Genomic DNA, 22,783 nt, shown 5'->3' with positions numbered 1-22,783 from the left:
TCTTGAATCTCAGGTGGCAGATCCGCGTGGGAGGAGAGTAAACGTACTGCGGATTGCTCCATATAAAAGTACACGCGCACGCTGGTGTTCTCCCACATGCCTACCCCGGCAGCGGTATCCAGCATAATGGCCGGGGAGTTGCCTGCCAGGATCATCATGCCGTTCTGCTTACGAATCGCCGTGTACCAGGTGAAGACATAACTGCGCAGCTCCGGATTTTGCAGCTGCCGCTGCCCTTCGTCCACCAAAACGGCAGAAAAGTCAGCACCGGCAATTTTGAGTAGATGAATGTTGGCATTGACCTGTTCAAAGGCCATCGACATCTTGATCTGTGCTTGCTTGGCCGATTCATCCTTCTTGGACTCGTCCTCCTCACCGGAGCCGACCCGGTAGACAACCAGCGGTGCTTTCTGATCAAAACTGGAGGCCTCTTCGATTTGGAAAATATCATCGTAAATCCCGATGAAATAGATTTTGATCTTGTCATACAAGCTTTTGGCATCGGCATTACTGTGAGCCGCCTCTTCAATTTCTGCGAACACTGCATGAATGGTTGGCTTCTGCCCGATAGGCGCATTCCAAGTTTCCGGCTGCTTCTTCTCGATCCCTGCGGCACGGTAGACTCTGCGAATGGCTTCGCCTACTTCAAAGATTTCTGGACGGGTTAAGTTCTCCCCGAGCAGCGAGAAGGTGCGCACGCCGCTTTTCTCAGCCATCTTGTACCGGGAGCGATTATACTGCGCACATTCCTCATCAATCTCCGTGATGGCTGGCATGATCGTCAGTGGCTCGAAATAGCAACCTTCTTCGGTGGTGTGGTCAATATAGACACCGCCCACATACGCACAGAGCTCCCGCCATTCACCGTCCAGATCAAAGACAAATACATGCACGCCTTCTTCCAGCAAGGAGACCACAAGCGCCTTCAGAAAGTAGCTTTTGCCTTCGCCGGTCTTGCCGAACACGGTCACGTTCTGCGCCCGGGGATCATCCGGATCACATAGATTCACAAAACAAAAGCCGCCGTCCTCGGTCCGGCGACCAAAATAAAGTCCTTCGCTATCAGAGAACGAGCCTCGGGTCATGGGGTAGGTGCGTGCTGCGACAGAATCTGTCGTGACCCGCCCATAATGGGTCTTGTTGAAAAATTCACTGTGATCACTGTAGGGGTCAAAGGCTGGGGCCGTTTGCCGCATCGCCTCTTGCTGCTCACGCCTAAGTTCATTCAGCTTCCCGGACATGTTATCGAACCACAACTTCAGCCCGGCCTCTGCCGCCTCAATCTGATGCAGCTTTGGTGCAGATATTGTTAAGAAGGTCTGCACTTCGACCAGCTTGTGATCACTGGACAACGTGGAATCCCGCAAGGCTAAAATGGTTTCCTTCGCGGCAATCTCTGCATTCCGTGCCGGATCGGTTTCACTCTGATCATTAATACTGGCTGTAAGCCGGTTCAGCTTGTACTTCATTCGGGTGTTGAATTTGATATCGCTTTGCGCATACCGGATCGTCTTGCGTAAGGTGGCCCCGGCATGGGTAACGATGCCATCCAGCTGATCCAGATATCCGGCAATGATCTCCGGGGGATACTCCTGGACCATGAGCACCCGCACATAATGGCCGGTCTTCCCATCCTTACCGTCCACCATGTTCACCACCAGCTGTCGGGGCTGCTTCTTCCACTGTTTAACTAACCGCTTCGTATGTTTGAGCAGGCTCATCGGTGGTCTCCTCTCTATTTCCGTGTACGTTCAGTAAACTGCGTTTGTTGGGATCAAGCGCCAGCGGCCGGCCCTGATACAAGCTGTAGGCAGCCGATGTACAGTACGGATAGACCGCCGTATACGTCTGCTGATACTGTTCCTTGAGCAGGGAGGCCATCCGGGGAGCCATATCCCGGGTACTCTGGTTCAGCCAGAATTCCCCTTCCCAGCACGGGGCTAATTCAACGAAGCGCAGCCAATGATGGTAGTCACAATCGAGCACCGCGATGGAACGATATCGTTGCAGCAACGCCTCCCGTTCAGGATAGTTCCAGGGGATTTCAGCAATAACGAGTCCATCTTCCGCTGCTCGGCACTGAAGCATTTGTTCCACTTCCTGCAAGGCAGGATAGGCTCTAGGGGTAAACAACAACCAATCTGCAGCTTTCCCCGACCAGGTGTCCCAGATGTCCAGTTCCGGAGGTTGCTGCAGTGGATTCAGCACCGTCCGTGTCCCTTGATCAGGCGATAGATCTATGATACTCACGGTAGTACCAGATAGGCTTGCCGCCACCCCGAGATTCGCAGCCAGAAAAGACTTGCCGCTGGGAATGGGAGAGGTTAGCAGTACAATCCCTTGAAGCTGACTTATTCCGGGTGTTGGATGTTTTGGCGGCAGAATTCCTTCTTCGGTTAGCTTATCCGGCGTGTACTCTAACGTAGCTGCTGGAGGTTCAACCTTTTGAATTCGAACCTTCTGCCAGCCTGCATGGCATTTCCGTATCCAGCTGGCAAACCCAGGGAGGAGCCTTGTACTCCAGGTTGTTCGAAGAAAGGGGATTCTATTTTTACCGCTTTGCATCCATCGTGCTATAGGCCACCCTCTGAGCTGAAATGCACTTCTCCAGGACAACTTGGGGACCACATCCTCGATCACCAATGGTGCGGGGATCTTTCCCTCCTTAATGTCAGGCATGGCTTCATTCTCCGCGTGATCTTCCACCGGAGGATTGTCCTGAATGAACTTGACTAGCGATGGACTGAACAACGAACACTTCTCATCTGGTTCTTGGCCTTGCGTTTCCAGTACTCCTTGCTCTGTCTCCTGCTCATTTAAAGGGTCCGAGTCCTCAGACACTTCATATGGTCTGGGTTCAGCCCATGAGTCTCCATTCATCTTCCAAGCCTCCCATGCGGTCCGATCCCACCACCGTCCCACAATCTCCGGCAGTGAAAATCCGGATAATAACGATGTGCTATGCCCACCATGCGAAGTAAGCGTATGGAGCACACGATCCTTTTTCTCCTGCAGCTCACTCAGCAGCCGGAAACGTTTCAGCGCTTCCGGATTCAGATCTGCTGGTTCATCTGCCCGTTCCCTGATCTTGATTTTCGATTCCGAGGTCGTGAGGGTCAGCGTATATTCACTGCGCAGCGCCTTTCCGTCTCTTGCCAGCCGCTCCCACATCTCGATTCGGTTCAGTTTCATGGCCTGGATGCCTGGACTCTTCGCCGGATGGTTTCGTTTCTGATTCCACAGTTCCAGGCGGACATCCGGGATCTGCTCTGCCGAGATTTGTGCCGAAAAGCCTTCCTGCACCATGGCACGCAGAAACTGTTCAAACCCGCCAATCCGCGTCCGTTTCTGCGCATACACCGCTGTTTTCCAGGGGGATGCTGATAGCGAAGACACCACATGCAAGGTTTTCCCGCTGCGGTAGAGCCAGCCATCTTCCTCTACACCAAGAAAGAAACCTAGGTCTTCCCCGGCTCCTTCCTTCTTTTGCTGTGCATCATGGATGTAGCGCTTAAGACGATACGGCCACTTGAGCCATTGCCCCAATGTGCTAATCATGAAGATGGCTACGATCCAAGTCATTTTGAACAATACCGGGAACGGAAGCAAAAAGGGGAAGCCCCCGATCACGAGCGTGGTTCCAACGATCCAGCCGATATCTTTCAGCGACAATCCTAAAAACTCTACATCCTCACGGATATCGCCCATAAAGCTTGCGCGCAGCAGCTCCTCTTCCCGTTCCTGTTGTTCCTGATCCATTTACTTCACCTGCCCTTTGTCTTTCACTTTTCCGACATTTTGAGCTTTCGATGTGCTCGCCTGTTGATTCTCCTTGTTCCGCTGCTGCTCATGCCGATGCAGCATTTCCTTCTGCAGTTGTTCAAAGCTGCCCATATCCAGTCCATCCAATGGAGGTTGTCCATAATTGACCGGCACGCGGTCTTTAATGACATAGACTGCGCCATCTTTCGCACGCCAGTAAGGAGTCCGGTCTTTTCGGTAGCTGTCATAGGCCTTTTGGAATTCACTCCAATGTTCTTCGGGAATAAAGGCATGAGATTCATCTTTAGCCAGCTCCAGCACTTCCACCAGCGCCTCCGATATACCGGAACGTTCCCAATCCGCAATCATGCTGGCGGCAAACCGGGAGTGACGCGGGAAGTTCACCCGGATCTTCCGGGTCGTTTGGGTGAGCATCCCTTCCAGTACTTCAGTAGCCTCTTCCAGGTGATCATCCGGCAACCATAACACGCCCTGCTCCAGCAGCAGCTCCTTGACCCACGGGTATTCATCGGCACGGTCCTGCAGCGCATGGTAGGCCGAAGATGCTTTGCCTTGGGGTAGCTTCGCCTGTGTGTAGAGCGGTAAGGCTTCTTTAATCAGTTCTGCCGTGTGCTCCGCTTCGGAGGAGCCTGAGAGCAGTGAAATCTTAGGTGTACTATTCAGATCCACGAACGCTCCATCCTTGTACATCCCCTCACGAACCGCACTGACATCGAATCCTTCCTGCTCCAGCTGCGGCAGCATATCCAGGGTAGGACCGGCCAGGATCAATTCACCGGTATCCTCATCCCACTGGACATCTTCCTTGTATTCTTTCTTCAGGGTACTAAGCTTCTTGGTCAGCTGTTTACGCTGGGCCACAGGAGCCTTCAGCAAGGATACACTCCGGAACCCTTCGTCTCCCAGAACCTCTGAAATATTCAGCGCCGACGATTTGATTTCCGACTCTCCAAGCGCCAGCTCGTGCAGAGCCTCCACATGGATCTGACCACCTTCTTGAAGCCATTCTTCCGGTTCATGATAAGCAATGCCTTGCACCGATTCAGACAGCCCACCGCTAAGCGTTGAGACCAATTTGTCTTTGCCTACACTGCGCTGTGTACGCATACGATCTGCTGCTTGCTGCATCCGCTTGCTGGCTTCTTGCATGCTCAGCGCCTTCTTCTGCACGCCTTCGGAGCCCATCCGCTTGCCCATGGAATCCAGAGACGTTGACGTTCGTTCTCCCCATTTCCCCACGGAATCGAGTACCTGTGCTCCGTTCAGTGTCACCGGATGCTGCACGGCTTTCATCAGCGGCTTCAGCCAGAAAAAGAAGAAGAACATGAGTAACGCCAGCGCACTGAGAATCGCAAAGATGATGGGCGGTATGCCTAAAGCAGCACAAAAACCCTCTCCCTCGCCGTAATCCGTCTGCATCTTCACAAAAATCGCCCAATGTAAGCCGCAGATCAGGCCGACAAGTAGCGTCCGCAGATACAGATTGGCAAACCCGAGCAGCGTCTCCATTTTTCCGGTATAGGCCGATTGGGTAATCCATAGATTGACCAGGATCGCCATAAAGATAAGCACCAGGGTCTTCAGTACGGCAACCACATAAAGAGGCAATACGACCAGTAACAAATAACTGAGCAGATTAAAGATTCCCCCGCTGGTGGACACGGTCAGCTCACCGAGAGTTTGGGCGGCATACGCGGAATCTGTAATTCCATCGGCACCGACAATCATCGCTTTTAGAATCTGCTGCCCCTCTAAGCCTTCATAGGCAATGCCGCTCGTGCCAATAATGCCCTCAAACATCTTGCTGGCGATCCAGTTGATGCCGACATTGGCGATATTCAGCGCGGTGAGCGAGAAATACGTGGCGACAAAGCAAACTAAAAAGACCTTGAGCAAACTGCCCAGGTCCTTTTTGCCTTGAATGATTTTAAAGGTCAGCCATGCAATTCCGATAAACAACAGCACTAGGCCAATGATCATAAAGAGCGACCAGCCCGACTGCACCATAGCGATCTCCGCGATTTGCGGCGTGAACAAGTAGCTTTTGGCAAAGGCATCATAGAGCGGGGACATGAGCTCGTCCACCAGTAGGACGATGAGACCTTCAATCGCATCCTTGATCAGCTTGCCGGACATGAGATCCTTGAACGACTGAATCATCTCATCGACCTTTTGAATCATATCGTCTACCCAGCCGGGAATGTACCAGCTGGTCTCCCGCTCAGCAGGTTCCTCTGAACTGGATGGTGCCGTGGTCGGTATGGGCAAAGCAGAGGCGATCTTCACATCCGCTTGTTTTGAAGCTACGACCTGACTGGGTGATGCCTGTACCGTTACGGTCAACAGAGTGTTCGTGAAACCCAGCAACAGTAGCAGCAGAACGGCCACTACCCGAATTCGTTGTCTCAACCTCCCCACCCCCAAATCGCCATATAATCATAGAATTGTGACAGCAGGGTAAATACCGAGCCGGTCATGAATAACAGAATCAGCCCCAGCGCTACCGCCATCCGCTTCCAGAAGATTGTATCCTTCAGGCTCTCTGCCCCCCGGCTGGCGGAGAACAGGAACGCAAAAAAACGGATCAGCCAGTACGCTAAAGCGAAAACACACAGTATTGTTCCTGCAGCACCTGCCAGGACTAAGAACCAGTTCAAATCATCCACTACACCTGGATCAACGGTATACATTTTTTTCATTTTCGAGAGATAATCGTTGTCCATCCCTGCATTAACCCCTTAACTTACGAATATCCGGAGAGGTCCACAAGGCTGACTTTTCACCTCCAAGATCCTGTGTGGATGTCCAGTTATAGATATTTTCCAGGAAGCTGAAGAAGGCTCCGCTGATGAACAGGAACACGATAAATACAATGAGTCCTGCTTCAATCCAGAACCACTTATCCTTGATGGTGCCTTTCCCGGTGCTGATTTTGACCAGCTTGATAATCACCCGGACGACAACAAACACCAGTGTGGCTATCGTCAGTAAGGAGATCACGAGTCCAATCGGCGTAAATACAAAATCCAGGCCGTCCAGCACCTTCCAGTTAAACTTCATTTTCTCCTTGATCTTGGTGATTGGATTATTATCATCGGCATAGGCCAGCATGGGTAACATGAACATACTAAACAGGACCATCATGATGAGGGTCCCGGTCTTTTTGATTTTCATTGTTCTCTTCCCTTCCATTTTCAATAGAATATCATCAGCCAAAATGCGATACTGCAGAGCCAGCAGCTTCTTGCGATCCACCGCTCGGCAGCCCCGCCATTTCGCAGCAGATTCAGCGCCACCTTCAGCCGTGGGAGAAGTACGGAACGAATGCCTTCCACCGTCACGGCATCCCCCGCCAAATGTGACCACCACCCAGCCAGCAAGCCTAAACCGAGCGCCTGGAACAGAAACGGCTGTGTCGCGGTCAAAGAGACTACGCCAAGGCTCAACGCACCGGCGAACTCCGGACTATGAATGATCCCGCGATGCTTGACGAAAGGCATCACCAGCAAAGCAACACCCGCAAACAGCGTGAGCCAATGCAGGCTGTACCATTCGTATCCGGCAAGTAGCAGCAGTCCAAGTCCGCTTAGGAGGAGCATGCGTAGCCGAGAGGCTAGGGCAAGGATCAGGCCTGCTGCCGCCCATAGCCAGGGCATCGGTTGCTGCAGGAAAAACCACAATATTCCCATTCCCAGCGATAGGGCGGACAATCCTTTCAGTTTCTTTCGCGTCCTTGCCGAGAACTGGAGCTTATTACTAACGGTGCTGGTCTTATGGTCCAGATCCGGCAGCAGCCCGCCGATGCCCGCAGCGGCAATCAATACGGCAGCAGGTAGTATGGACAGGGCTGGCGTAACATAGAGCACTGCCGAGCCTGCAAGTATGGCTAGTCCTATATGTCCTTGTCGATTCATTTTGAATTTCACCTCCTTTCCGGACAGCACAAAATACCGCTTCAACGCTTGAAGCAGTTCAGGTCTTGCAATGATTGAATTGAACTTTCCGTTAGAAGAAACGGCCAAGTCCCCGCTTTTTCTGTTTTTGCAAAATCGGAGATAAGAGGCCCTCCAGCAATTCATCTGTATTCGCCTGGGGATGAAACGGATCTGGATGATTCGGAACCGCAAATACGGGCCTGCCGCTTAAGCATCCCGCGACCATCTCCCGATTCGGTTCGTTTGCCAGTGGCAAAGCAATGCGCCAGTATTCCTGCGGCACTCGGCTATGCTCCCTGCAAAAGGAGATTAACTCCTTCACCCGCCATTCACTTCCTGAACCGACTAGGACAGGAACGCTGGCTTGTACAAATAGATCAGCCTGCTTGCTGCTCTGCAAACTCCCTAAGTCCAGCACCGTATAGCGGTAGTCGCTCATCAGCGATCCGATCCAATACTCGGAAACCTCCCCCTTATAGAGAGATACATTATTCAATTCATAACGGGGATGGTTCGAGAAATCGCCTTCCTTGATGTACTCCAGGAAAGAGAAACACGGATGATTCCCGCCCTCCCACACCGCCACTTTGGTTTTCGCATACCGGGCCAAATAGTAGGCGATGAGCAGTGCTGTATGCGTGCTGCCAGCCCCTTCATACACACTGCCTACAGCGATAACGATCCTTTCCCCTGTTCGGCTGAAGTTCATTTCAGGGAATGCGATCTGTTGAGCCCTCGTCTCCACCAGATGATGAGCTTCGAGCAGCTTCTCTTGCCAGCTCCCGTTCAGCCATACGTCCGAAGCGCCCAATGCGGTCCAGCTTCTTACCGCTGTTGATGTTAGGCTGGTTGCCTCACTAATCACGATAAACTTTACAGGGACCTCCTCCGCCAACGGTAAGAGGCTACGAGCCTCATCCTCATGGATCAGGACGTATTCCGGTATCAGGATCAAGACGCTTTCTTTGACTTCCTCAAACGTACCGCATACATGAAATTTAAAATGGGGATCACTGATTTCTGGCTTTACGCCAACAAGTACAATATGCAATGATGTCCTACCTCCTTTGAGCAATATGTCTACTGTATGATCATAGCTCATAGAGGCAAGCCGAACGTACGAAGAATGTTCTGAAAAAGTATGGGTTATAGAGCAAAACTCATATTTTCGAATCAATATCTCTTAGAATAAAGATTACATCCAACCCACTATTTGCATAAGGCCAAGGATGCTTTGGTTAAGCATTACTCTGTCTGCTCAATAAACCAGATTTAATTTGGTGCCTTTCATTGCTTTTATCTCCCACGCTAAATGCGGTTCTTCGTTTTAAACCAACAGTATATGAAAAAAAGAATAATGTTCAATAAAATGCTTTAGTTAAAGGAGATGTTATAAGAACGGAACCAACAGCTGAAGTTGGTCTATTGTTCAACTTGTATCTATCATGTTCATAGTATCCACCACCTATCAAGGTTTAATTCCAGTTTCCTCAAACAGATTATTTAGCTTCTCAAAGAACTGTTTCTGTTCGTATTTTGCATAATCTGGATGTATTCCCCATTCATTATCTCGGTAGACGAGATAATATAAGACCGATTCCAACACGGTGCTTTTATTACGATTCTGTTCTTGGATTATCATAACCACATCTTCTAAAAGTTTTAAATTTTTGCTTTCGTTGATTAAATCAGGATTTAGCAAGGAACTTACCTGTTCTATCAATCTTTCTCTTTTTTGTCCTGTTTGAACAAACTCAAGAAGGCTAAAATGCTGTGAATAGTGCTGTGTTGTAGTACATTCGTTTCCTTCATCATCAACGTTTGTGACCTCGATTTCCTCATGCTCATCTGTTTTGATTAATTAAGCCTTCAGGATTTCCGACTTTCCGGATGGAAGCAACTCCTTCTGGGACAACGTCTGATCCTCAATTCCAAATAACTCGGATAACTGTTCCAGACGTGTGGTTCGGGAATCTTCTGTCTTCCTTTTGATCTAGTCCTGAAATGTTTGCTTTGAAACCCCGATTGCTCCCTCCTTCTACCGTTTTGTACTCCATGTGAAACGTGTCAGCAATAAATTGTAACCCTATCATTTCATTCACTCATACTAGTATGTCATTCGAGATTAATATATCGCCATACTCGGAATGTCAATATATAAAAAGACCACACGGAAATTCCATCCATGTGGTCAAACTCGTATAATATTTATTATTTTCCCACTAAACTATCCCACAACTTATTTTCTTGCTTTATATTTTTATTTAAATCCGCAAAACTCATTTCCATTTCTAAATGATCGCCTAGTGCATGTGGAATTGAAATACTTACTCCAATTGAATCTTGGGTGATATAACTAAACGTTCCTGATTCATTTATCTGATCCACTTCATCTGATTGTTTAATATAATTAAGTAAATCTTGATTATTATATCCACTCCAGATATCTTCCATAACTCCTTCCTCTATCAAATTTAAATTGGCATCATAACTTTTATATTTACTTTGTTTGAATTCTTCAACAAACGCTTCATCGATCTCTAATAAATCAGTTAGTTTAACTTTCACTCCCTTTTCTAAATCAATATTTGATGTATAAAAGATATTTAACGGATAGGCTGCTCCTTCGGTAAATGCTGACCCGGAGTATTGAATGCTTAGTAATTTATTATTTTTCAACATAATTCGATATTCTATTTCAAGACTGTCCTTCTCTAATGAATAGGATTTAACTATTCTTATCGCTCCTTCTTGAATCACTTCATTTATCTTCGATTCACTTGTATCATTAGCTAAATTAACTATTTTGGGATACGATATGTTAATCTTATTTTTAGAATACTTGCTACTTTCAACTTTGTAATTTTCTCCTATACTTGATTCATTACTATTTTTTGCTATATCAGAGTTTAACTCAGCTTTTGTACTACAAGAAATTAATGTTAATAAAATTGGTAATATAATTATCAAGCGTTTTTTCACATCTCTTCATCTCCAGTCTTAGGTAGTAAGTCTTTCTCTAACGTATAACTTTCTTAGCAAGTGCGTAGTATTTCTGTCTATTAGCAAGATGATTTGTCCCACCATTAACTCTCCTTGTCACTTGAGTAACTGAAGCCCCTGAATCGACCAGTTTATTCATATTGTTATCATCCCACCAAAATCCGGCTGCACGCCATGCATAATTTTCTGCAACATATTCAGCACCTAAATCCAGAATTTTCGAGTCACCCATTGCGTCAGCAAATCGTTGATAGTTATACCTACCAGTCATTTGTATGTATCCAGCTCCTCTAAATTTATAACCATCACCCTGTTCTTTATTACCAAGTTGTTTGCCCAACTTTGTTCCAGGCTCATATTTCGAAAAATATTTTTTTCCACCTAGTTCAGTAGTCCACTTGCCTAGTTCTGATTCTTGCATAACCTGTGCTAAAAAATGACTTATCCTTTCACTTGTTGTTATATCGTATGTCCCTAATGTAGTATTTAAGTCTTTCAATATGTCACTTGTTACATTCTTAAATCCAAGTTGGGTTAACTGATCTTTTGACACATATACTATATAACCTATTACAGTATTCGGAGCCGCTGTATCATATGGGCTATCCCCTACGATTGGCGCATGTCCGCTTGGATCAATATACTTCAATGGATTGTTATTTACATAAGTATATATATTCAAACTCAGCGGATTATCAATCTGCCCCTCGTACGTATCCTCATTAATAAATCGACCAATACTTGGATCGTAATATCTTGATCTTAAATAGTACAGTCCTGTCTCACTATCATAAATCTCACCGGCATATTTAAATGAATTAGCTATTTCTTCCGTTTGGTTCGAAATATTCCCCCAAACATCATAACTGTAAGAATTAACGATTTTCCCGGCCGTATCTACAATTTGTACTACATCTCCATGACCATTGTACAGATAGTAGTAATCTTTTATAGAGTTCGCTACCGTATAATCCTTCTTAACCAGTAGACGGTCCCCCCGGATATAACTGGCTTTTTGGCCATCGCTCCGGGTTTCCGAAACCACTTGTCCTGCCCCATTATAGTTATACTTCGTTACCACACTATCTTTGGATTTTTGATATCTTAAATTATTCGGCAAATAACTGAAGGAAACGGTAGAGTTATTGTTTGTAACAGTCGTCAACATATTCAGCAAGTTATAAGTATAGCTGCTGTCGCTGATGGAGAGACCTAATGTTGAAGTATCTGTTAACGTCTGCCGGTTACCTCTTAAATCATACGTGTATTGAACTTTACCTCCATCCGGCCGAAGGATAGTTAGTAAACGGTTAAGATTATCATAAGTATAATTGGTGGTCTGACGATCATTTCCAATTAAAGCCTCTGTAACGGCAATAATGTTGCCATTATTATCATATACATAGCTATAGATAGAAAGGCCCTCAGAATTCTTAATGTTTCTGACCGATTTCAAACGGTTTAAAGCATCATACTGGTATTCTGTCTTCAGGATAGTATTATCCGAAAGTGTTGGGTAAGTGATAGACTTAATCATTCCTGAGGCATAATAATCATACACCGCATTTGCGGACGCTGCTGTATTTCGAGTAGAACTCCCATCAGTTTGAACTTGGGTAAGCCGCAACTTATCGTATTGATAATTGGTATAAACTGTATTCACACCGCTTAAAGTGCTGGTCATTCTTGTAGTCCGGTTCAGCTTATCGTAGACATAGGCTGTAGAGGCCGAGTAACCCGAAGCGGTTGAGGCAATATTCGTAGTGCGTTTAACCGTATCAATGGTTGACTTTTGGGAAGACGTTGCTCCGTTGATGATTAACTCACTGGTGTCGCTCTTTATCCCATCATTCCCAAAAATAAACCTACTCTGCAACGACACACCTGTTGAACTCTTCAGAACACTTTCTGTCAGTTGATTTCTTTCATCGTATTTATAACTTGCTATGGTACCGTTACGATCTGTTTTAGTCTCTGGAAGGCCCAACGAATTGTAGGTCACATTCTCTGCTTGCGAGTTTCCATCCCTTTTGATGATAAGTTGGCCCATTTCATTGTATTCCTTGCTGTTCAGGACAACCGGAGTACCCGAAGCTCCCGCTTGTATAGACGTCTGTGTAATCTGCTCATTCTCATCATATTGATAGCTGGTGATCTGATCCAGCGCATCCTTAACAGACGTCAAATGGTTCAAGCCATCGTAAGCGTATTTTGTTGTAACTCCATCTGTATTCAGATTTTTCTTGGGATCAATGTATCCAGTTAAATTACCACTATAATCATAGCTGAAGGACTCAGTTATGATTGAAGCCTGCGTTTGATCCGGCCAATTCTTGTAGGCCACGTTGGAGACCAATTTTCCCCACTGATCATAATTTTGCTCGACATAACTCATCTTTAGACTAGCATTATTCGTATTTTGGCGGTATGTAGTAACATTCGCGGCCTCAACTAGATAGCTTGTAAGCTTGCGTTGTTTCAGATTCGTAGTGCTGACATACAGATTACCATAGGCATCCAGCGCCTCGCTCTGATTGCCCCAGGCATCCAGCGTAATATTGGTCGTATTATTCATAGGGTCAACGGCATACACGGTCCGCAATAGATCATCCACACGGTACTGAGTAATAGCTCCAGTATCCACTACTTGCTCTAGTCGCAAGATACCAAAGCCGTCGTAGTATTCATTCTTATTATTAAAATAGGTAATGGCCCCCGTAGATTTCTGGGTATACTTCCGTTTGGAATTAACCAGCAGCATAAGTATCCCTTTATTGTAGCTATCAAAAATAGAACTGCTTGAGTACGTATTCGTATACGTATACAGATCTTGCATATCATACTTTTCACCCTTTAAGTTGGTAACTTGCGGATAGGTGATCGAAGTTATCCGACCTAGCTTATCATAAGCATAGATTGTCGCCCGGCCGCTCCCATCCTTCTCCTCCAAGACCCGGCCAGAGACCATTTCGTATTTAAGTGTTTTCTTAACGGACGATGCGGTTCTCTGACCGGAAGCTGCAATGTTTGTAAACTCACTATTCTGTTCCGTAGGGAAAGCGTATTTATACTCAGAACCCAGTATAGTCGTCACTTTGGAGGTCATTCCGTTAGAAAACGATTTTTTTTGTTCAATTTTGCTGATTTTTTTCGCTTCTCCTGGTATAGCCTCATACGTATAGGTGGTAGTTTCATTCTTAGGATCAGTATAGCTCAGAATTCGGCCATACTCATTGTAGGAATAGCTTTCACTTAATGGGGTTAAGTCATTTTGATACCAACTCTTCGCACTCAACTCATGATAGCTCGGTTCATAGCTATAACTCGTCGTATATTTGGACTTTAGTGCAACATTTTCAAATTGACTCGCTGTCATCGGTAGGGTTGTGCTTTGGAACGCCCCCCAATCCGTGTAATTGGTTTCGGTATACAGCATATTGGCAGTACTATCGGTGTCACCATTTGCAAATTGCGCTATGGTTGTCCGTGTAGGCAGAAACTTAAAGACAGGATGGAAGACTGTATTTCGTGTTTCTTTGCGTTCACCATTCGAAGCTACCACGACTGTGGATACCGGCTGATGCAAATGATTGAACGTATACGTCGTTGCCAACCCGTTGGTTGCCGACGCACTTTGCACAGTGCTGGTCGATGAGAATTGATAATCACTTGGAAGATAGCTTACATCCCAGTAATTGGGGTAACCGGTATAATCACCATTGTAGCTGTAAGAAATCTGGTTATAGTTCGAGCTTGCCGTAAACTCGGTGTAATCCTTCCTTGAGGTAACCACTACCTCTTCCCCGACTCCGTTTGACCCTAAATTGCGGGTCACCAGTTTATAATCATAGGAGGAATACGAATTCGGATATTGAATTCTAGAAATTAATTGATAACCGTTATATCCGGCATTTGAATCTATTGTTTTATAATAGAAATTAAATTTCCCCGTTAAAACAGTATCCGTAAAATAAGTATATTCATTGTTCTGGTTAATTATATAGCCTAATACAGGTGCATAGCCATCTGGGGTGCCATTGAAGGTCAAATTACTTCTGTATTTATTATAAGTTACTTTTTTCTCAACCCCGTCTACGGTAACACTTACTATTATTTTCTCTCCGCTAAAATCTCCTGTGGTTTGTAAAGTTGTCTCATAATCAAACTTAACAACCCGCTCCAAGCTATCTGTAATAGCAGAGATTACATTAATCGGTTCTCCATTGTAAGAAGTACGAGTTGTATAATCGAATTTATTTGTATTCCCATAACGATCTTCAATTCCTATTAGCCTACCATCTCCTGTGAAATATTCACGCTTTTTGCTGTCATATTCCAGATAATAGGCCGAGGTCAAATTTCCGTAAGTGAAACTTCCGGAGTCAGTCATAAACCGTACATCTTTCCCTTGGTATCCCACCAAATGTGTATAACTGTCCAGAGTATCATTCGAATAGAAATCTACGCGATAAACTCCGCCTTGCCCATCGTGGTAAAATAAATAACCGTTCGTATTTTGCACAGAAGGGAACTGAAAGGACCACCCCATGCCCAGATCATAGCACGAGAGCAGATAGTTGTATTTCTTGATTTGGCTATTGGAATAGTAGTCCCGCATATAGGCAAAAGCTTGGTTAGAGTTGTACATGACACCGATATTCAGATCAAGCCCGTCACGACCGGGCAAATTGATGTCCGACCGCTTCCATGTCAGCGCCCCAGACACCGGATCAATCTTCTCGTCGCTGCCTTGGCGACCGGCGAATTGTGGTTTGTTCGTTTGATTAATTTGCTGTTGGACTACCAATGAATCCAAGGCACTGGCCACCATAAGGTCGAAGGTGGAGAAGTCTTGCTTCAATGCAGTTGGTGTTAGATTCTCTTCAGTATATATAGCATTCGTTACTGTGGACGTCTTAAGTTCAGCTGTATAGACCGCATTCTCAACAGTCAACTTCTCGTCCATGGTCAGCAATTGCTGCTCTACTTCCTCCCAGTTGCCCTTTCCATTTCTTTTAAGCTTAAAAATCTCCTCAGGGGAGACTGCGGTTTTCTTGAACAACAAATTAACCCAGTATAAGTCTTCTTTACCAGCCCCAGCAAGAACCAACTGATCGATTTCTTCCTTAGTTAAATCCCTAGGGCTACGATAGAGAGACGCTCTCCCGGCTGTAGTCCCTTGAATTTGATACGTGCGAGCCTTTAGCGCCTGGATCTGCAAATCTTCGTTAAAATTATATGTAGTGTTTGCAACTGTAGGTGCCGCTTCGTAGGAAAGCTCCGCAGGATCTATCGGTGTCTGATTCTGCAAGTTCTCCGTGGCTTTTTCAACGATTGAATCTCCAATGATTTCAGCTTCGGCATTTTGAGCGCTGGCTGTACTGAACTGGAAACCAGGAATAATTAAGCTAAGTGCCAAAAATAGCATAAACAATTTATTAGGAAATGATTTCTTCTTCAAAATGGGTTCCTCCGTTTAATATAAATGAATTAATTAATCTTTAAGCAGTTCAATATGTTGCTACACGATATCAAGGCAGAGAAGTTAATATCTTCAGGTGTGAAAAATTACAAAGTTATTACGCTACCCGGACAACAGGTGGAGAGTATAGCTCAAGCGAGGCATGGGAAGCGAACAAAGTCCCCTCTCTCCTCCTTCTGTTTAAACTATGATGTCCGACACAGTACAATTACGAGTATAATTAGTTCCCTTCGATATATCATTTGCCCATCTTCATCAGATTCCCATTAGCATCATATTCATAGCGGATAATACTACCGTCTGAGAGACGCGCGGACTCCAACCTCCCATTGGAATCATAATGATATTCCACTGGCATATATGTCTTATACGGTAAATATAGCTGCGACTGTGGGACGATTTCTTTCACTTGGCTATCACTTGACCAAGACAACCCAAAGGAGGCGCCTCCGCCATTTTCGAAATATTCGATGCGAAGCTCATAATTCTGGCCCTCTATCAGATAGATAGGAATACTGGTTAATTCACTGGCCTGTGTGACCCACTTATCAATAAGCAGTTGTCCATTTACCCAAAGCCGAACCCCATCATCTGAATTCGCGTAGAACGTGTATGTTCCGCTAGATTTGGGACGGATTAATCCCTGCCACCTCACAGAGAATGTATCTGCTCCAATGCCCGCATCTGGCGATAGAGCCCCCCATCCAAAATTAAGATCAGCATCTGTGCGCGTGAATTTCAGATCAGTAAAATCCATATTATCATAGTATTCTCCCTTCAGACCCACTCCAGGACCCTCAACTGGTGGATACAATTGGCTCTGAGGAACGAACTCTTTCACTTGAGTAGGACTTTCCCACAGAAGTCCGATGGCTGCTCCACCTAGGTTTTCAAAATACTCGATTTGAATGTCGTATTGATTTCCGGCTACTAATTGTACGGTACTGCTATGAAATTGATCGGCTTGGTTGACCCAACGATTAAGAATAAGTTTGCCGTCTATCCATAAACGCACCCCGTCGTCCGCATTGAGATAAAACGAATAGGGTTCGCTATACTTTGGCTTGATCGTTCCCGTCCACCGAGCTGAAAAGGTGTCTGGCTCGATCAAGCTGTCCGGGGAACCCTCTACCCAATTAAAATTGACACTTGCGTCTGTACGTGTCAGTTTTAGCCCATTCATCTCCAGATTGTCATAATACTCTCCTTTCAGACCTACTCCCTGAACATCAGCTGGAAGATACAATTGACTTTGCGGCACGATCTGTTTGACCTGACTGGCACTCGACCATTGTAATATCGCTGTTGCTCCTCCACCATTTTCAAAATATTCGAGGCGTATATCATAGTTTTGTCCGGCGATCAGTGTGATGGGCTGACTCGTTAGCTCACTGGCTTGGGGTATCCATTTGTCTATGATCAAGCGACCATCTACCCAAAGCCGGACTCCATCATCTACAATGATATAAAAGGTATAACTTTCACTATATTTAGGTTTAAGGGTCCCTGTCCATCTCACAGAGAAGGTGTCTTGGCCAATTAAAGCATCAGGAGAACCCAACCCCCAGCTGAAATTTAAATCCGCATCCGTTCGTGTCAGCTTGAGCCCGCTTAGGTCTGAATTATCATAATACTCCCCCTTGAGTCCAACTCGGGCTGATTCTAGCGGTGGGGTTAATTGGGTTTGCGGAACAACCTGTTTGGCTTGACTGGTACTCGACCATTGCAGAATTGCCGTTGCTCCGCCGCCGTTCTCAAAATATTCAAGCCGGATATCATAGCTTTGTCCTGCGGTCAGTGTAATCGGTAGACTCGTTAGCTCACTTGCTTGGGGTATCCATTTGTCTATCAATAATCGACCATTTATCCATAGCCTGACACCATCATCAACAGTAATATAGAAGGTATATGCTTCACTATATTGGGATTTAATAGTCCCCGTCCATCTTACGGAGAACGTATCCACTGCAATTGAAGCATCGGGAGAACCTAACCCCCAATTGAAATTCACATTCGCATCCGTCCGTGTCAGCTTGAGCCCAGTAAGATTGGAGTTGTCATAGTATTCTCCCTTGAGCCCATTACTACCAGCAGCAGCAGCAGCGACTGAATGACTTTCTACCGAAGGATACAGCGAGGCTTGAATATCAAAGGTTTCCCATAAATTATTGGTTAGGGCGAGTACAATTAACGATAATAACAAGCGTATTGGAAACTTCAAACTGTCCATTCTCCTCATCATACTATGAATGTGCTACTCATTATTGTTGCACTTCTACTGTCACACCGCTGACCATTAAGCTATTCCCATAGCCATCACTGGCATATAGGTGAGTCGTATATATCCCAGTTTCATTTCCGTGATTGGCAAAGGGTATCCTAACTTTCCACTTGGATGTGCTCTCACGTTCACCTTGATACCAATTGAGATCATCTTGACCTTTATTATTCGTCCACGTAGGGAATTCCAGCCGAGTTACATTTGCCGGTACGCCTTCAATAGAAACTTCATAGTATCTATCACTTATCTTCGCTGTTCCCGGAGCTTTTACATTTTGCGAATTTGTAACTTTGAAGGTCCATGCTCCCATAAAATTCCCATCACCATAGATGTGAGTAATATACGGTCCAATCTCTGAGTTATGCTTGGAGTAGACGACTGTAGCTCTCCATACCCCGTTGCCTATCCTCACCCCATCAATCCACTCAATGTCATCCTGATCTCTATACGCTGTCCAAGTTGGAAATTGAACCTTTTGAACTGTCGGTTCTACACCATAAATGAAGACATCATAGGATACGCCGGAGATATCTGTTTCTTTAGAGCCTCCTGCTCCTCCTTTTACCTGAACAGTCGTGCCTCCAATCCCATTAAGGGCTCCATATCTGTCAAAAGAATAAATGTGAGTGAAATAATTACCGGTCTCAAAATTGTGTTCGGCAAATGGTATCCGAATTTTCCAAGTTGTATCGTTGATTTTCTCTCCCATAATCCAGGGATTAACCAAGTCATCCTGACCATTATTTTGGGTCCATGACGGGAATCGCACTTCACTCACTGTCCTGGCAACACCTTCTACGTTCACTTCATAGAAGGTATCCGCTAACGATACGCTTGAAGGAGCAGTGACTTTCACCGTATCTTGAATTTGGGCTGACAATCCGCTTACCGCTTTGCTATCCACGTAAATATGAGTAATATAAGACCCAGTTCCTCCATGTCTGGAAAGAACTACTGTGCCTTTCCAGACACCAGAAGCTACTTTTTCACCGACAATCCACTCAATATCGTCCTGACCGTTTTGTTCTCTCCAGGTAGGAAAATGCACTGATTGAGCATTATTAGGGACTCCCTTTAGATAAATATCATAGGAAACTGCTGCAGTGCTGATTATATACGGTGCCAAGGAAGACTCTTTTGTCCGTTTGAGCAAATTACCGTTGGAATCGTATGTATACTGAATCATCGAGTTATCTTGTAAAATCTCCGTTTCAAGCCTGCCTCGGTTGTACACAAAAACGTTCTGCTTTTGAACAGTTCCGGCCATATCTACTATAATATAGCTGGAGGTTCTGGTTGCCTCTGCCCAAACCGCAGAGAGATGCAGACTAAATACGAAATAGATGAAAACACCACTGATAAACATAACCAACAGTTGCTTTTTGTTTATGAATAAATATCTCATTGTCATTAACTCTTTTCCATATTCATAATATTGTATTTCAATTTGCCTTCCTTCCGTGTCACTGACGTTTCATTACACGTCCAAACTAGTATTTCTTTACTCCACATACGAAATCACACTCTTCCAGCTTGTCCCATCATAAGCAGAGTCTCCATTTTTATTCACGATAAAATAAATAGAATCTCCTGCCAGGACTTCTGTCGTTACCCCCAGTTCATATCCGGCTGTGTCGTTATAGGCTATGGTTTGGGACCAGAGCTTTGCACGGTTCTTCAAAATAGTAGCAACGATCCCATCGCCCCCTCCCGGGTTGCTCTTTGCTAGATTTCCCGCGATACGAATCTTGCCGGATTTCGGAGCTACCCATTTTCTTACTGAATCCGTTTGATCCGGATGCTGAAATTCTTTGAGGATAATGGTGTATGGGGTCTTTCCTTCCCATTGGTTATTCTTGTACTGCAAATCGCTATATGTATTCCCATCCCATTGCTGATAATACCAGTTCCCACTGCCTTGAATATTACTGTATTCTTCTTCCACCGTATTCGAATCTAGATAAGCTATAACTGGCTTCCAGCTTGTACTGTCATACGAATTACTTTGATTGTTGTTCACTACAAAATAAATAGCATCGCCCTTACTTACCCCTACCGTTATTCCGACTTCAAACCCTGCTGTATCGTTATACGCTATGGTTTGTGACCATAACTGCACCCTGTTTTTCAGGATTGTCGCAATAATTCCGTCGCCTCCTGTAGCATCTATCTTAGCTATATTCCCTGCAATTCGAATCATACCGGATTTCGGAGCCACCCATTTGCGAACGGAATCCGTTTGATCTGGATGCTGGAATGCTCCTGAAATAATCGTAAAAGGGGTTTTACCTTCCCACTGATTGTTCTTATACTGTAAATCCGTGTAGGTTGCCCCATCCCACTGCTGGTAGTACCAATCCCCGGAACCTTGAGTGTTGCTATATTCTGCATCTGCTGCATGTGCATCTAAATATGCAATAACCGGCTTCCAACTGGTGCCGTCATAGCTATTATCTACATTCTTATTCACCACAAAATAGATTGCATCTCCTGCACTTATGCCTACTGTTAATCCCACTTCATATCCCGCTGTATCGTTATAGGCTACTGTTGTAGACCATAACTGTATATTATTTTTCAGCACAGAAGCGATGACCCCGTCCCCACCCAGCGGATTGCTTTTGGCAACATTCCCCGCAATTCGTATTAACCCTGACTTAGGGGCTACCCATTTCCGCACAGAATCTGTCTGGTCCGGATGCTGAAATTCCTTTAAGATGATCGTGTAAGGTGTTCCCCCTTCCCATTGGCTGTTCTTATACTGCAGATTGGTATACGTATTTCCATCCCACTGCTGGTAGTACCAATTTTTAGAGCCTTGACTATTGCTGTACTCTTCTTCTGCTGAATGAGCATCCAAATATGCTATGGCTGGCTTCCAACTGGTAGAGTCATAGGAAGCATCCCCATTTTTATTCACCACAAAATAGATTGCATCTCCTGTACTCACACCTACAGTCAAGCCAACTTCATATCCTTTGTTGTCATTGAAAGGTATTGTTTTGGACCAAAGTTTCACTTTATTTTTTAAGACGGATACGATAACCCCATCCCCACCTCCAAGATCACTTTTCGCCACATTTCCTGAGATTCTAATCATCCCCGATTTGGGAGCTACCCATTTCCTTACTGAATCCGTTTGATCTGGATGCTGGAATTCTTTATAGATAATTGTGTATGGAGTCTTTCCTTCCCATTGGTTATTCTTGTACTGCAAATCAGTATATGTACTTCCATCCCATTGCTGATAATACCAGTTCCCACTGCCTTGCGCGCTACTGTATGCTTTCACTGCATCTGAGATCGCACCTACAACTGGTGTACCAAATAGACTATTGGAATCCGCTTCATTATATTTAGATGTCAAGTTTCCTTGTGGATCATACTGCAAGCTCATTCTCTCACTTCTCGAATCTATGAACGTCAGTCTTCCACTAGAGTCATAGGTATAGCTTTTCACATTTTTTGCGGCACCATACACCATAGATGATCCGAAAGTTAGTAAGAGGACAGTGCAAATAAATAATCGTAAGTACAGCTTCCTTATTCGCATTAAACGATCTACCACCTTAATGTTATGTAATAGTGTGACTCAATATCACAGAACAATTCTTATCAATCAACTTCGTTACCTCCCCAATAATCATAAGTTAATCTTTCATTCTTTAAAACGGTTGCATTTTGTCGTAATAGATTATATTTTGTCGAATGCGTTATAATTTTGTCACATCTTAAAACAGAAGAACTTAACAAAAAAGCTTTGCAGAAAAAATAAAAACCCTCGAAAGAATTCAAGGGTTTTATTTTCTAATATTCGATTTCCAAACTCTATTCCACTATCACACTTTCCTCTAGGGAATATCGAATGAACAAGATAAGCGATTTTGTACGAAACATCCTCATTAATTTTTTTGGAGGTAGCATCATCTTCTCAGTATCTGCTGCACAAGCAACATTTTACTACTTGGTTATAAAAACATCCTTTAAAGAAAATGCAAAATTATTCTCGGTGTATTTGAAAATTAGTGACTATCGCTACTGCTTCGATATCTTAATATCATCTATTGAAATGGCCCCACCATACCGCATTCCAAAGTTTAGAAAATAATCGCTGTATGCTCCTGTTATAAACTCTACGTGTTTACTTCCCCTACTTCCAATCGCCTCATTCCATGTAGCCCAGCCAACATCATTTCTTCCATCACCTGTTGGAGTTCTTACGAAAAAGTCAAAATAACCCTCATTTGCAGGTTTATCTACTATTTTGTAATTGAACGTTACGCTGTACGACGTATTCGG

Annotated in this window: 13 protein-coding genes; all 13 read right to left on the bottom strand. The window is 45.0% G+C overall.

What is annotated here, in order from left to right; translation table 11 throughout:
* Window positions 1–1,721, bottom strand: a 1,721-nt coding sequence (locus GC101_RS12910; RefSeq protein ID WP_171717605.1) for a TraG/VirB4 family ATPase, incomplete at its 3' end; no start/stop codon positions are given.
* Complete coding sequence (locus GC101_RS12905; RefSeq protein WP_171717604.1) at window positions 1,687–3,759, bottom strand: P-loop NTPase family protein; 2,073 nt, start codon at window positions 3,757–3,759, stop codon at window positions 1,687–1,689. The genes GC101_RS12910 and GC101_RS12905, both read right to left, overlap by 35 nt.
* Window positions 3,760–6,192 carry a hypothetical protein gene (locus tag GC101_RS12900; protein WP_171717603.1) on the bottom strand — a complete coding sequence of 811 codons (2,433 nt, stop codon included), beginning with the start codon at window positions 6,190–6,192 and terminating at the stop codon, window positions 3,760–3,762.
* Complete coding sequence (locus tag GC101_RS12895) at window positions 6,189–6,506, bottom strand: hypothetical protein (RefSeq protein WP_171717602.1); 318 nt, start codon at window positions 6,504–6,506, stop codon at window positions 6,189–6,191. Before GC101_RS12895 ends, GC101_RS12900 begins: the two co-directional genes overlap by 4 nt.
* Before the next feature lie 7 nt (window positions 6,507–6,513).
* On the bottom strand, window positions 6,514–6,957 hold the full coding sequence (locus GC101_RS12890) for a hypothetical protein (RefSeq protein WP_171717601.1): 444 nt from the start codon (window positions 6,955–6,957) through the stop codon (window positions 6,514–6,516).
* A 20-nt stretch (window positions 6,958–6,977) separates the two neighbouring features.
* The gene (locus tag GC101_RS12885; RefSeq protein ID WP_171717600.1) at window positions 6,978–7,697 is read right to left on the bottom strand and encodes a metal-dependent hydrolase; all 720 of its coding nucleotides are present in this window, start codon (window positions 7,695–7,697) and stop codon (window positions 6,978–6,980) included.
* 91 nt (window positions 7,698–7,788) lie between these two features.
* Window positions 7,789–8,769, bottom strand: coding sequence for a hypothetical protein (locus tag GC101_RS12880; RefSeq protein ID WP_171717599.1), 981 nt, complete (start codon window positions 8,767–8,769; stop codon window positions 7,789–7,791).
* Window positions 8,770–9,929: 1,160 nt separating this feature from the next.
* The gene (locus GC101_RS12875) at window positions 9,930–10,700 is read right to left on the bottom strand and encodes a polysaccharide deacetylase family protein (RefSeq protein WP_171717598.1); all 771 of its coding nucleotides are present in this window, start codon (window positions 10,698–10,700) and stop codon (window positions 9,930–9,932) included.
* A 37-nt stretch (window positions 10,701–10,737) separates the two neighbouring features.
* Entirely contained in the window at window positions 10,738–16,182 is a 5,445-nt protein-coding gene (locus GC101_RS12870; protein ID WP_171717597.1) for an RHS repeat-associated core domain-containing protein, read from the bottom strand.
* Window positions 16,183–16,441: 259 nt separating this feature from the next.
* Window positions 16,442–18,433, bottom strand: a complete 1,992-nt coding sequence (locus tag GC101_RS12865; RefSeq protein WP_171717596.1) for a PA14 domain-containing protein — start codon at window positions 18,431–18,433, stop codon at window positions 16,442–16,444.
* A gap of 31 nt (window positions 18,434–18,464) precedes the next feature.
* Window positions 18,465–19,889: a GBS Bsp-like repeat-containing protein gene (locus GC101_RS12860; RefSeq protein WP_246354317.1), complete on the bottom strand. Its 1,425-nt coding sequence runs from the start codon at window positions 19,887–19,889 to the stop codon at window positions 18,465–18,467.
* A gap of 96 nt (window positions 19,890–19,985) precedes the next feature.
* A complete protein-coding gene (locus GC101_RS12855; protein WP_171717595.1) occupies window positions 19,986–21,881 on the bottom strand; it encodes a hypothetical protein in 1,896 nt (631 codons plus the stop codon).
* A gap of 638 nt (window positions 21,882–22,519) precedes the next feature.
* Window positions 22,520–22,783, bottom strand: a 264-nt coding sequence (locus GC101_RS12850; RefSeq protein ID WP_171717594.1) for a hypothetical protein, incomplete at its 5' end; no start/stop codon positions are given.

The organism is Paenibacillus phytohabitans, from assembly GCF_013141775.1.
Taxonomy (GTDB): Bacteria; Bacillota; Bacilli; order Paenibacillales; family Paenibacillaceae; genus Paenibacillus_AQ; species Paenibacillus_AQ phytohabitans.
This window is presented reverse-complemented; position numbering and strand designations above follow the sequence as displayed.